Genomic DNA, 12,472 nt, shown 5'->3' on the forward strand with positions numbered 1-12,472 from the left:
TCCATGCCTGATAGTGACTTGTCTCCGGCCATTGTTCTTGCTGCTACCCTGATCTGGTATCAGCGGATGGCGGCAAGTTGGGCGCAAAAGGGAAAGTCCTGATGTGTGTCTGTTTCAATCCTGGCCATCAATCAGCAGCGATCGCCTGGCTTTGGATTGTGGCCAGCTCATGGCGTGTTCGTGCTGAATGTAAATTGCTGTGCCTGATTTTAGCATCAAGCAAGCCTGAAGAACGGAACGATTTGATGACATAGCGTGTTCCACAAGCCGAAGAAAGCGGCACAAGATAATGGGCCTTGGCCATGGTTTCAACCCCACATCTAGTGTGGCCTACTTGTCAGGGAGGATCCCGCTTGTGAATAACATGTGTATTAGATGTGCATGAGATGTGGGTGATTTTTAGTATCATATTGGCCCGTTACTGCGGAACAAGCTGCAAGCCGCATTGCTTCTGGTGTGTTAACGGTTGCTGGTTTGTTATCAGGGTCGATCGTTTTTGGTACCAGGGACGGAGGCGCTTGCTGGTGGCTTGAATAACTTTTGTGACGGAATGCACAGGAGTTAACAGACGGTTTGACTGCTCCGAGCTATAAGCACGATCGGCTGTTAATCTGACAGGTCGCAATAAATGTTGCGGCAGAACCCCGTAACGGAGAAATCTCTGGATGGCAGACGAAAAAATGGCATATGACTCGGATGATCACTGGCGCATCCTGATTGTTGAGGATGATGAGCGACTGGCAGCATTGACCAAAGACTATCTGGAAAGTAATGGCCTGGTTGTTGCCATCGAAGGTGATGGCAGCCGTGCAATTGAACGTATCAAGACGGAACAGCCCGATCTGGTGGTATTGGATCTGATGCTGCCAGGGGAAGACGGTCTGGCGGTGTGCCGTTTGGTGCGTCCTCACTATCGCGGTCCGATTCTGATGCTGACCGCCCGGACTGAAGATCTCGATCAGGTGCTGGGTCTGGAGATGGGGGCGGATGATTACGTGGCCAAGCCGGTACGCCCACGGGTACTGTTGGCCAGAATTCGAGCCTTGTTGCGCCGGGTTCGTCATCTTGAGGAGACAGTGACCGACACGCCAAATCAGGAAAATCGTTTGACGTTCGGTAATCTGGTGGTTGATAGCGCCATGCGGGAGGCTTGGCTGGAAGGGCGCAGCATCGATTTGACCAGTGCCGAGTTCGATTTGCTCTGGTTGTTGTGCAACAGCGCCGGGCGAGTATTAACACGTGAAGAAATTTTTCATCAGCTGCGGGGGATTGAATACGATGGGCAGGATCGCTCGATTGATGTCAGGGTGTCTCGTATTCGTCCCAAGGTCGGTGATGATCCGGTCAATCCTCGCCGTATCAAGACGGTGCGCAGCAAGGGATACCTGTTTGTGAAAGAGCTGTAATGACCTTTCTTTCTGATACGCGGGCCATGCTGTTCCGGCCGGTTGGCTGGTGTTGTGGTGTTCGTATTGGCCCGGGTCTGAGGGTGGACGGATGAGCATCATGTTCTTGCGCGTCTATGGCACCCTGATAATGACCATCAGCGGTATTGTTGTGTTTTGCCTTTTGTCGCTGAGTCTGATTCGGTATATCAGTTTGCATGAATACTGGGAGCAGGATCTGGGGCGTCCTTTGCAGGTGCTGAATAGTGGGGATATGGGAGAACGCTTTCGTCAGTCACTGCAACATGGCTGGGTTGAACAGGCTGGTCTGGGGACTCTGAACAGCTATGAACGCTACCGTTTATTACGAGGCCGAGTGATTACGGTACTGGACGATAGCGATATGCAGTTTCGTTTTTTGAGTGGGGGTACCAGCTCGCCTGATGCATCGTTGTTGTCTGCCTATCCCTCGTCCGTCCCCAATATTGACGATTTGAGTCGTGTCGTATCCGGCGCTGTGGTGACCTTTTATTTTGATGGCAATATCGAGCTGGCCTGGGCGCAATTTGCGGATTTGATCCGGCATCACTACCAGGTGTCCGGGATGGATGCGGTCAGTTATGAACAGTGGTTGGCAGAGCAGCTGACGGTGCCTGTCCGTCTGGCCGTGATGAAATCGGCTCCAACTTATCCTGTGTCTTCCCGGCTGGTCGATGTACGGCTAGGGGATAACTATCATTTGATGATTGGGCCGTTGAATACTCCGCGGCAAACTCCCGCTTACACCTGGCTGATTCTTGGTTTAATGGCAGTACTGGTGCTGGCTCTGGTGGTTTTCTGGCTGGTTACAACGCTGGAGTCGGGGCTGCGGAATCTGGACCAGGTAACGGGACGTCTGGCGCAAGGGCATTTGTCGGCCCGTATTGCGGTGACGGGAGTTGATCCGGTCAATCGCCTGGGCAGTTCCTTTAACAAGATGGCTGAGCATATTCAGCGGCTGATTGATATCCAGCGAGAGATGCTGCGGGCCGTTTCTCATGAGTTAAGGACGCCGGTGGCCCGCTTGCGTTTTGGATTGCAAATTATTGAAGATGAAGTTGAGTCTCCGTACCTGAAGCAGCAGATACAGGGGATGGATACGGATATTCAGGAACTGGACCAACTGATTGATGAAATTCTGACGTATGCCCGCCTGGAGGAAGGTGGGCCGTTATTGGAGTTTCATGAAGTGGTCTTGACGGATATTGCTCGTCAGGTTGCTGCGGAAGCGCGACCACCGGCCCATATCGAGGTGCTGTTTCTGGAAACCGAACGGTTACAGAATACGCTGGTGGAAGTAGAGCCTCGCTATATTCATCGGGCGGTACAAAATCTGGTGAGTAACGCTTGTCGTTACGCCCATTCCCGCGTCCAGGTGCGTTGCAGTGTTGCGGTGGATACATGCCGTATTGATGTCGAAGATGATGGCCCGGGTATTCCGGAAGCCGAATGGCCAAAGGTTTTTGTGGCTTTTGCCCGGCTGGATGACAGCCGTACCCGCAGCTCAGGTGGTTATGGTTTGGGTCTGTCGATTGTACGGCGTATCGCTTACTGGCACGGCGGGCGAGCCATCGTTGGTCGCAGTGAACAATTGGGCGGTGCCAGATTCAGCCTGATCTGGCCGCGCTACCATATGGACTAGATCATTATGCCATCGATCAGATCATTTGGTCTGGCGTATAGGCTCAATCCCTTGCAGGCGATCGAAACAGGTATCAATTGACAGGTCGAGAAAATCCTTGATGTAACTGTCATCTTGCTGATCAGTACGAATCGCTGCATACAGGGTTGGCCATATGCCCTTGCCCAATGGCAAGGCACTGATCAATTTGGCATCCAGGTAGGGCTGTAAGGCCCAGTTGGGCAAACAGGCGACACCGCGGCCACTGGCAACCAGCTGAATCATCATCAGGGTCAGCTCGGTCTGGCGATTGGCAACTGGCTCTACACCTGCTGGCAGTAGAAAATGCTGATAAATATCCAGCCGTTTGCGTTCAATCGGATAGTGAATCAGGGTTTCGGGGGCTAGGTCTGTTGCCGTTACCTGGGCCTGGTGTGCCAGTGGGTGCTGGTTGGAAACGGCCAGTAACGATTGATAGCGAAATAACGGCCGATAGTGGATACGGCTGTCGGGTTCCGGGTCGGAGGTGATTACCAGGTCGATATCCCCTCGGGTGAGCGCCGGTAACGGGTCAAAATGGAAGCTGGTGGTGAGGTCTATTTCGACATCGGGCCAGTGATCCCGGAAACGGTTGATCGCGGGCATCAGCCATTCAAAGCAGCTGTGGCATTCAATCACCATATGCAAGCGGCCGGTTTCACCACCGGCCAGCTTTTTTAATGCCAGCTCACATTGCCGTAACTGCGGCAGGATCTGATCAGCCATTTGCAGCATTTCCAGACCGGCACGGGTGAAACGTATCGGTTTGGATTTACGTACAAACAAGCGCACGCCCAGCTTGTCTTCGAGATCCTTGAGCTGATGAGAAAGCGCCGACTGGGTCAGATACAGCCGCTTGGCGGCTTCGACCAGCGTACCGCCATCACGCAGTGCTACCAGAGTTCTGAGATGTTTGATTTCTAGCATGGCTTTGAATTTAATTCATCTTGTTGGTTAACAGTATGATATTAGTTCAAGCATGCCCGAAAGCACAGAAGGATTTCAGAATGGCAGCTGTTGAGGATAAAAAAGAGTCGCGACTTGCTGTCGATATGATTCTGATACCCGCTGGCAGAGGCCCAATCAAGGGCCATCACCAGTGAGCGAGCGGGGTTGACGGCTATTTGTTTTGGGCCTTGTTGAGCAAGAATTCCATCAGCGCTTTTTGCGCATGCAAGCGGTTTTCAGCTTCATCCCATACAACAGCCCGGGGGTCATCCATCAAGGTCATACTGATTTCCTCACCGCGGTGAGCAGGCAAGCAGTGCATAAACAGGACGTCATCGGCAGCCTTGTCGAGCAATGCTTCAGTTACCTGGTAATGCTTGAATTGACGCAGTCGCTCGGCTTGTTCTTCTTCCTGGCCCATGGATGCCCAGACATCGGTCACAATCAGGTGTGACTGGGTGGCCGCTTCTTCCGGAGATGTCATCAGGGAAACATGATCACCACACTTGGCCAGCAAATCGGTATCAGGCTCAAACCCTGGCGGGACAGCAATATTGAGGTGGAAGTCGAACTGCACCGCGGCGTTCATATACGATTGGCACATATTGTTGCCATCGCCAATCCAGGTAACGGTCTTGCCCTTGATCGAACCGCGGTGCTCGATAAAGGTCTGCATATCGGCCAGCAATTGACAGGGGTGATAATCATCCGTCAGCGCATTGATGACCGGGACGGTCGAATGCTTGGCAAACAATTCGATATCGGCATGATCGAAGGTACGGATCATAATGATATCGACCATGCGAGACAGCACACGAGCGCTGTCTTCGATGGGTTCACCGCGACCCAGCTGGGTATCCCGAGGCGACAGAAAAATAGCTGCGCCGCCAAATTGTGTCATGCCAGCTTCAAAAGATACCCGGGTACGAGTGGACGATTTTTCAAAAATCATCCCCAGCACCTGGTTTTTGAAGGGCTCATAGACTTCATGGCGATGTTGCATGGCCTTGAGTTCTATTGCTCGTTGTAATACCTGGTTCAGCTCTTCTGAAGTCAGATCCATCAGAGTTAAAAAGTGTCTCACAGCAATTCCTTCGTTATATCGATCAATCTAGCGAATCAATCAGGTTGCACACGATATCGATGATCTTGTCAGCATCATCCTTGTTGAGGTTCAGCGCTGGCAACAAGCGGATCACATTACCTGCGGTGACGTTGAGCAGAATGCCGTATTCCAGACCCCGGGCCATCAGCTCAGGGCAATCCTGATCCATCACCAGTCCCATCATCAGACCACGACCACGAATGTCGACCAGGTGTGGGTTGTTGCTCAGCCGCTCCCGGAAGCCAGTGGCCAGGTAGTCACCCATCTCTTGGGCATTGGTACAGAGATTGTCCGTTTCGATGGTTTCGACAACAGACAGAGCGACAGCACAACACAGCGGGTTGCCACCATAAGTACTGCCATGATTGCCTGGCTGTAATACATCGGCGGCTTCGCCACGGGCCAGACAGGCACCAATAGGGACGCCATTACCGAGGCCCTTGGCCGTTGTAACAACATCAGGGACAAAACCCAGTTGTTGATAGGAGAAGTAGCTGCCGGTACGACCATTGCCGGTCTGGACTTCATCAACCATCATCAGCCAGTGATGCTGGTCACACAAAGCCCGAATGCCTTGCAGATAGTCGGCGCTGGCAGTGGCCAGGCCACCTTCGCCCTGAACGGTTTCGAGCATTACGGCGACGACGTTCGGGTTGGCGCTGGCGACCCTGGTCAGGGTATCGAGGTCGTTGTAGGGGACCCGGAGAAAACCATTCAACAGGGGTCCGAAGCCTTCTTGCGCCTTGGTGTTGCCAGTGGCCGTCAAGGTGGCCATGGTACGGCCATGGAAGGCCTTGCTCATGACAATGATGACAGGTTCATGGATACCACGTTGATGGCCGTATTTGCGGGCAATCTTGATGGCTGCCTCGTTGGCTTCCGCTCCCGAATTGGAGAAGAAGACATTGTTCATGCCAGAGATGCGTATCAGCGCATCTGCCAGTGCTTGCTGTCGTTCAATGCCGTACAGATTGGAGGTGTGTATCAGGCGGCCAGCTTGCTCAGACAGTGTTGCGCTGATAGTCGGGTGGGCATGACCCAATCCACATACGGCAATACCGCATAAGGCATCCAGGTAGGTCTTTCCATCAGTATCTGTCAGCCAACTCCCTTTACCAGAGGTAAAGGTAACGGGCAGGCGGCCATAGGTGTTCATGATCGCAGTCATTCGGGACAGTTCCTTAAAACGCAAAAAGGCAGCCTTGGCTGCCCGGTAGGACATTGACTATACGAAAGCCTCTGGCTGAAGTAAACGGTTTTAGCGGCCAGAATGGTCGCCTGTTATTGATATGCGACAGGGAAGGCCGTGCCTGGAGGGATGCAATCACTTGTCAGGAATAACGCCATATAGCGAGATATATGGCGGGTATGGGCGGTAACTATTGCTGCCTGGTGCTGCCTGGCTTGTGGATGGCTGATATCACCGCAATACCCGTGGGCTGGTTGTGCTTGCCATATCACCAGCAGCGGCGTTGGTGCAGAGTCGTTATCTAGCCTTGCCCGCGGGTACGGGTGTGATTCGCGCGGGCGTTTTTTTCGATAAACATGATGATTTTGTTGGCGACATCAATGCCGGTGGCTTCCTCAATCCCCTGAATGCCAGGAGAAGAGTTAACTTCCATCACAACCGGGCCATGATTCGATCGTAAAATATCGACACCGGCGACGTTCAGTCCCATGGTGCGTGCTGCCCGCACGGCCGTTGCCCGCTCATCCGGGGTGATCTTGATCAGACTGGCAGAGCCTCCCCGGTGCAGGTTGGAGCGGAATTCGCCATCGGCGGCCTGGCGCTTCATGGCGGCCACCACGCGGTCGCCAACAACAAAACAGCGAATATCAGCGCCACCGGCTTCCTGAATGAATTCTTGCACCATGATATTGGCTTTCAGCCCCATAAAGGCCTCGATAACACTTTCTGCGGCCTTGCGGGTTTCCGCCAGTACCACCCCGATGCCTTGTGTACCTTCCAACAGTTTGATGACCAGCGGTGCACCACCCACCATGGCAATCAGGTCGGGAATATCATCCGGGCTGTGTGCAAATCCGGTGACGGGCAGGCCTATGCCTTTTCGTGACATTAATTGCATAGATCGCAGCTTGTCGCGTGAACGACTGATGGCGACCGATTCATTTAATGGATATACCCCCATCATTTCGAACTGGCGCAGCACGGCAGTACCGTAAAAAGTGATGGAAGCACCGATACGCGGTATCACGGCATCATAGTCTTTGAGCTCGTTACCCTGATAATGCATGGATGGCTCGACACTATTGATATTCATATAACAATGCAGCGTATCGAAGACGGTCACTTCGTGACCGCGCTGTGTGCCGGCCTCAACCAGTCGCCGGGTCGAATAGAGCCTGGGGTTGCGCGAAAGGATCGCGATTTTCATGGTATTTATTTGCTCAAATAGGTGTGTTCAACATCAACGATGAAACGACCGCTAATGGCTTCTCTCCCCAATAGCATAGGATATTTCATGCTACCGCGAGGTGTCAGGCTGAGTTCGATGGGCCATTGCTGGTTGCCGATAGTAACCGGTGTCTTGATGACATAGCGATAACTGCGGGAGCCATTGGAACTGGCGATGCGTTTGCGGGTGAACAGCGGTGCCTCACAGCGTTGATCAATACGCATTTTTTCTCGACTGAACAGCACATGAAAGCTCACCCAGTCCTGGCCATCACGCTGGAAGACCTTGATGTCTTCCGCATGTAAACTGCTGGAGCAGGCACCGGTATCAACCTTGGCGTGACATTGAATACCGACGTCAGGCAGCGCCAGTACTTCCAGGTACCCCAGTGTCGGCTTAGTCATCGGTGTCGATGGCTTCACTGACACCGTCGGTGACGGCCGCTGAGGAGGCGGTAAAGTAAACCTGTTTGCGGCGTAGTGCCGACAGGTACAGAGTCCAGGCTTTTTCTATATCGGTAACAGCTTGCTCTTTACCCTGGCAGACCATGACAAAGTGCGCTTCAACTTCATCTTCAGGTTCCTGGGTGCCTTCGTGCAGTGCTTTTAAAACAGTGCCAAGTGACTCAAGAATCTCGGCCTGGGCGCGAGTAAAGTCACCTGAACGATGAAACCCACGCGGAAAGTTGCGATCATCAAAGTATTTTTTCGGGCTGGCAAAACTCATGATTCAATTCCCCTGTAAATAACATCTAGTGAGTGGCTGGACAGCCAATGTGGTTTCGGCGGAGTATGGTCAGGGCACTTTGCGCGGTAAAACAAAAAATACTTATCGTAACGAACATATAAATTGGTCAAATGGATACAGAACTGCTTAAAACCTTTATGGAAGTCTCTCGCACCCGACACTTTGGTCGCGCGGCAGAAAACCTTTATCTGACCCAGTCTGCGGTCAGCTTTCGTGTGCGACAGCTGGAAGGGTTATTGGGCGTTGAGTTGTTCTCACGCCAACGTAATAACATCCAGTTGACGGCTGCTGGTGAAAAGCTGATGCCGCTGGCAGAAAGCACTGTACGGCTGGAACAAAAAATTCGTCAGGAAGTGGCTGCAGAAGCAGGGCAAAGCCAACAAATGGCCATCGGTGCCACTCCCAATTTATGGGACGGTTTTTTACAGCAGCAAATGGCGGGCTTGCTGGATCGGGTTGATGGCTTGTCGTTGACAGCCGTTGCACACAGCAGTGGCAACCTGATTCGTCAGATACTGGAGCGTACTCTGGACCTGGCTTTTCTGTTTGATGCGCCGAAAGTCGATGAACTGACGACCCTGGAAGTAGCACATCTGCCCCTGTACCTGTGTTCGTCAGCGGAAGGCGTGACGATTAACGAAGCGTTGGGGCAAGGGTATGTGCTGGTGGACTGGGGAACTGCTTTTCAGGCACAGCATAACCGACAGCTGAAATTACCAGGCACGCCAGCGTTGCAAACCAACACTGGCCGAATAGCCCTTGATTGTATCCAGTCGAGAGGCGGGGCGGCTTACCTTCCCTGGGGCCTGGTCGCCACCGCATTCGATCAACAAACCCTGTTTCTGGTAAAAGATGCCCCTGTGATATCCCGAACGGTTTATGCCAGCTTCCACTCCAATGGCGGCAGCGAGCACCTGGTCGATATGGTTATTCGCCAGATCGCCGCAGCAGAAGCCAACACCCACCCACTGGTTCACCATCTTGACGATGGGATAGGAACAGAATCCTGATGATTAATACCAAAGCCATGGTGTTTACTGAATATGGCTCCCCGGATGTATTGACGCTCCAAACGATTGACGTCGCCGACCCAGGTCAAGGGGAATTATTACTGAAAGTACTGGCCGCCGGGTTTAACCCGTTGGATACCAAGGTGCGCTCCGGGCTGGCACCGGTTGCCACGGAATCCGGCACCACTGGTTGTGATGTCTGTGGTGAAGTAATCGCACTTGGTGAAGGCGTTGATGGTTTTGCCATCGGCGACCGTGTTTATGGCATGACGGGTGGCGTGCGCGGAACCATGGGGACAGTGTGTGAGTATGTGCTTGCCGATGCGCGCCTGCTCGCTCGTGCCCCAGCCAATCTGACCAATGAGGCCGCCGCCTGTTTGCCTGTGGTGGCGCTGACGGCGATGGAAATATTCCAGCGTTTGCGACCCTCGTCAGACAGTCAATTGCTGGTGCTGGGAGGGCTTGGTGGTGTCGGCCGCATGGTCTTGCAGCTGGCGTTGCATCAAGGGTTAACCGTGACTGCCACGGCAGGTAGTTCCGAACGACTGGATATCTTGCGTACCATGGGCGTTGAAGCCTTGGCGCATCATGCCGTTGCGGACCTGGTCGCTTCAGGTAAAAGCTTCGACTGTGTTGTTGATACACATGGTGGTGACAGCCTGACATCCGCATTGAATGCCGTTGCCGCATGGGGTGATGTGGCGACCATCAATGCCCGTGGCACGCATGACTTGTCTCCGGCGCACGCCAAGTCCCTGACGCTCCATGCGATTTTCAAGGCATTGCCATTGTTGACCGGCAAGGGCCGGGAGCAACTCGGTCGGGATCTGGTGCAGTTTGCAGCCTGGGTTGAGGAGGGTGTTATTGATGTACCCGAGCCTGAATCTGTTGCAGCCACCGAATTGGCATCGGTTCATAAGCGGTACGAGCAGGGACAGTTGCAAGGTAAAGTGGCGCTGGTATGGCCAGACCAGACGGTTGCTGATTGATGATCGGCGTCAGCCTGGCCCAATAATCCTCACCCAGAGGTGAGGAGTCGTAACTGTCAATCCGTTCTCGCGTTTTCAGGTGAGGTTGAGCGGGTGGTTAGTCTATCCCGATCCATTTATGGGTCTGAGTACTTAGTTTCCACTGCGGGTTGGCCAGACAATAACTGACGGCCGCTTGTACCGGATTGGCAGGCTGTACCGAGAGCAGGGGGATATGATCGCGTTTGGGCGCTTGCTGCAGCGCGGTCATGTCCATGGGCTGCAAGTAGCGATGTGTTGCTTTTATATGCTCGAACTGTTCGGGCATCGCTCCCGGTTGGGGGTATACCAGCTTGAGCTCATCGCATTGCTGCAGCACAACCTGAGAGTTTTCCTTCGGGCTCAGGCAGATCCAGTCAATATTGGCAGGTAGCGGTAACGTACCATTGGTCTCGATGGCGATTTCAAATCCTTGTTGGTGCATGGCCTCGATCAGATCCTCATCCAGCTGCAACGCCGGTTCGCCACCAGTACATACTATATAAGGTGGGATGTCCGACGCCGGCCAAAGCGCCCGAAGCAGGGAACACAACTCGTTTTGTGAGTAACGGCCGCCATTTTGCCCGTCGGTGCCAACAAAGTCGGTATCACAAAACTGACAGCTGGCGCTTGCCCGGCCATCTTCTTTGCCATTCCACAGATTGCATTTACTGAAACGACAGAAGACAGACGGGCGTCCGGCGTGTGTGCCTTCACCCTGGAGTGTGTAAAACGCTTCTTTTATACGGTACACCTTTGATGGGGTACTCTTGCTGCTCATGTTGCTGTGCCTGTTTCATAAGCCAGTGGATCAGTAACGCCATTTATCGCAAAAGCTTCCAGACGTTCGACGCAAGAGCCGCATTTGCCGCATGCTTTTTCCCGGCCGTTGTAGCATGTCCAGCTCTGGCCGTAATCCAAACCCATGGCCAGGCCATCTTTTAATATGCCAATTTTGTCGCTGTTGAGATAAGGAGTCACAATCTCTACCGCTTCATAGTTGGCGATTTTGGCGACGTCGTTCATGGCGTGGACAAATTCAGGCCGGCAATCAGGGTAAATAGCGTGGTCGCCACTGTGCGCACCGTAAAAGACCTTGCTGGCGCCGATATCAACGGCATAACCAATGGCCAGCGATAACAGGATCATATTGCGGTTGGGGACCACGGTAGACTTCATGTTGTCGGCTTCGTAATGACCTTCCGGAATATCCTGATCCGAGGTCAATGATGAACTCTGCAACAACTGATTGATGGCGGTGATGTCGATGACTCGATGAGGCAGCCCCAGCTCGTCACAAACATCGGCAGCGAAACGAATTTCCTTGCTGTGTTTCTGGCCATAATCGAAGGTGAGCGGGAACAACTCATAACCTTCTTTATAAGCGCGTTGAAGAATGGTGAAGGAATCCATGCCACCGGAGTAGATGACAACTGCTTTTTCAGACATAAAAACTCCAAGGTTAGCCAAACGGAAAACAGTCCGAGTGGCTTGTAAGAAACAACCTGCTGCTATTGGTAGAAGAGGTCACCTGTTGATGAAGCGTGATTATACGCACATCTTAAAAAGTTTATAAAAAGGATTGACTCAAAATAATCCATCCCTATAATGCGCGCCTCCCTACTGCTGATGCAGCAGGGAATGGGGCAAGACTCATCGTTATATTGGATGGATCAGCTTCAGTTCTGGTTTGGCAACACATCCTTTGGATTCGAACCGCCAATCAGAAAAAACGGATTTAAGGGTTGAATTACTGATTTATCAGTGTATTATTCGCCACCTTGATTCGGGAAGTGGTCAGCAGGATCGATCAGCTTTCAATGGTAAGTGGTTGTTTTTAAAGAAGTTTTTGAAAATAAACGCTTGACAGAAAGATTCGGCGCTGTAGAATGCGCCACACGATTTAGACCTCTGGTCTGGGTTGTGAAAGCGGTTGGATCAAGTTGAATGAGTCCTCTGGATGACTTCAACATTAAATGAAAAATCGCTTGACTCTTGGGTTTGTTGCTGTAAGATGCACAGCCCGCTCAGACGAAACGGTCTGACAGCTCTTTAAAAAATTAAGCATTAAGTAATTCGTGTGGGTGCTTACTGAGATGATCTGAAGTCAAGATTATCAAGAAGTAAGAACTCGTCGATAATTCATTTACGTGA

At 52.5% G+C, this 12,472-nt stretch carries 13 protein-coding genes; 4 read left to right on the plus strand and 9 right to left on the minus strand.

Translation table 11 applies throughout. From position 1 onward, the window contains the following. Window positions 1-127: 127 nt before the first annotated feature. Window positions 128-304, minus strand: coding sequence for a hypothetical protein (locus Q8W24_RS08840; RefSeq protein WP_305415384.1), 177 nt, complete (start codon window positions 302-304; stop codon window positions 128-130). A gap of 361 nt (window positions 305-665) precedes the next feature. On the opposite strand from Q8W24_RS08840, the gene Q8W24_RS08845 reads away from it, so the two are divergent. Continuing rightward, entirely contained in the window at window positions 666-1,406 is a 741-nt protein-coding gene (locus tag Q8W24_RS08845) for a response regulator (protein WP_303433352.1), read from the plus strand. Between the two features lie 91 nt (window positions 1,407-1,497). Continuing rightward, entirely contained in the window at window positions 1,498-3,066 is a 1,569-nt protein-coding gene (locus Q8W24_RS08850; protein ID WP_303433351.1) for an ATP-binding protein, read from the plus strand. Window positions 3,067-3,087: 21 nt separating this feature from the next. Here the strand turns inward: Q8W24_RS08850 and Q8W24_RS08855 are convergent, their stop codons facing one another. From Q8W24_RS08855 to maoP, 6 genes are all read right to left on the minus strand, one after another. Then, complete coding sequence (locus tag Q8W24_RS08855) at window positions 3,088-4,011, minus strand: LysR family transcriptional regulator (RefSeq protein WP_303433350.1); 924 nt, start codon at window positions 4,009-4,011, stop codon at window positions 3,088-3,090. Between the two features lie 193 nt (window positions 4,012-4,204). After that, window positions 4,205-5,122 (minus strand): ornithine carbamoyltransferase, encoded by a 918-nt coding sequence (gene argF / locus Q8W24_RS08860; protein ID WP_305475074.1) that lies wholly within the window; start codon window positions 5,120-5,122, stop codon window positions 4,205-4,207. A 16-nt stretch (window positions 5,123-5,138) separates the two neighbouring features. Further along, on the minus strand, window positions 5,139-6,305 hold the full coding sequence (locus Q8W24_RS08865; RefSeq protein WP_303433349.1) for an aspartate aminotransferase family protein: 1,167 nt from the start codon (window positions 6,303-6,305) through the stop codon (window positions 5,139-5,141). Between the two features lie 322 nt (window positions 6,306-6,627). After that, window positions 6,628-7,533, minus strand: a complete 906-nt coding sequence (rimK, locus tag Q8W24_RS08870) for a 30S ribosomal protein S6--L-glutamate ligase (protein ID WP_305415382.1) — start codon at window positions 7,531-7,533, stop codon at window positions 6,628-6,630. Between the two features lie 5 nt (window positions 7,534-7,538). Then, complete coding sequence (locus Q8W24_RS08875; protein WP_303433347.1) at window positions 7,539-7,958, minus strand: RimK/LysX family protein; 420 nt, start codon at window positions 7,956-7,958, stop codon at window positions 7,539-7,541. Next, the gene (gene maoP, locus Q8W24_RS08880) at window positions 7,951-8,280 is read right to left on the minus strand and encodes a DUF413 domain-containing protein (RefSeq protein WP_305415381.1); all 330 of its coding nucleotides are present in this window, start codon (window positions 8,278-8,280) and stop codon (window positions 7,951-7,953) included. The genes Q8W24_RS08875 and maoP overlap by 8 nt, the downstream gene beginning before the upstream one ends. Window positions 8,281-8,411: 131 nt before the next feature. Between maoP and hdfR the strand changes: the two genes are divergently transcribed. Further along, on the plus strand, window positions 8,412-9,311 hold the full coding sequence (gene hdfR, locus Q8W24_RS08885) for an HTH-type transcriptional regulator HdfR (protein WP_305415380.1): 900 nt from the start codon (window positions 8,412-8,414) through the stop codon (window positions 9,309-9,311). Then, window positions 9,311-10,300, plus strand: a complete 990-nt coding sequence (locus Q8W24_RS08890; protein WP_305475072.1) for a zinc-binding dehydrogenase — start codon at window positions 9,311-9,313, stop codon at window positions 10,298-10,300. The genes hdfR and Q8W24_RS08890 overlap by 1 nt, the downstream gene beginning before the upstream one ends. A gap of 97 nt (window positions 10,301-10,397) precedes the next feature. Here the strand turns inward: Q8W24_RS08890 and queE are convergent, their stop codons facing one another. After that, on the minus strand, window positions 10,398-11,099 hold the full coding sequence (gene queE, locus Q8W24_RS08895) for a 7-carboxy-7-deazaguanine synthase (protein ID WP_305475073.1): 702 nt from the start codon (window positions 11,097-11,099) through the stop codon (window positions 10,398-10,400). Beyond that, window positions 11,096-11,767, minus strand: a complete 672-nt coding sequence (gene queC / locus Q8W24_RS08900) for a 7-cyano-7-deazaguanine synthase QueC (protein WP_303433342.1) — start codon at window positions 11,765-11,767, stop codon at window positions 11,096-11,098. Before queC ends, queE begins: the two co-directional genes overlap by 4 nt. Between the last annotated feature and the right edge of the window lie 705 nt (window positions 11,768-12,472).

This window comes from Oceanobacter sp. 4_MG-2023, from assembly GCF_030689165.1.
Taxonomy (GTDB): Bacteria; Pseudomonadota; Gammaproteobacteria; order Pseudomonadales; family Oceanobacteraceae; genus Oceanobacter.

Bases quoted from the DNA above. Each gene is read 5' to 3' on its own strand.
- hdfR (WP_305415380.1), top strand. From the start codon at position 8,412: ATGGATACAGAACTGCTTAAAACCTTTATGGAAGTCTCTCGCACCCGA.
- Q8W24_RS08845 (WP_303433352.1), top strand. From the start codon at position 666: ATGGCAGACGAAAAAATGGCATATGACTCGGATGATCACTGGCGCATC.
- Q8W24_RS08855 (WP_303433350.1), bottom strand. From the start codon at position 4,011: ATGCTAGAAATCAAACATCTCAGAACTCTGGTAGCACTGCGTGATGGC.
- rimK (WP_305415382.1), bottom strand. From the start codon at position 7,533: ATGAAAATCGCGATCCTTTCGCGCAACCCCAGGCTCTATTCGACCCGG.
- Q8W24_RS08865 (WP_303433349.1), bottom strand. From the start codon at position 6,305: ATGACTGCGATCATGAACACCTATGGCCGCCTGCCCGTTACCTTTACC.
- Q8W24_RS08875 (WP_303433347.1), bottom strand. From the start codon at position 7,958: ATGACTAAGCCGACACTGGGGTACCTGGAAGTACTGGCGCTGCCTGAC.
- Q8W24_RS08850 (WP_303433351.1), top strand. From the start codon at position 1,498: ATGAGCATCATGTTCTTGCGCGTCTATGGCACCCTGATAATGACCATC.
- maoP (WP_305415381.1), bottom strand. From the start codon at position 8,280: ATGAGTTTTGCCAGCCCGAAAAAATACTTTGATGATCGCAACTTTCCG.
- Q8W24_RS08890 (WP_305475072.1), top strand. From the start codon at position 9,311: ATGATTAATACCAAAGCCATGGTGTTTACTGAATATGGCTCCCCGGAT.
- queC (WP_303433342.1), bottom strand. From the start codon at position 11,767: ATGTCTGAAAAAGCAGTTGTCATCTACTCCGGTGGCATGGATTCCTTC.
- queE (WP_305475073.1), bottom strand. From the start codon at position 11,099: ATGAGCAGCAAGAGTACCCCATCAAAGGTGTACCGTATAAAAGAAGCG.
- Q8W24_RS08840 (WP_305415384.1), bottom strand. From the start codon at position 304: ATGGCCAAGGCCCATTATCTTGTGCCGCTTTCTTCGGCTTGTGGAACA.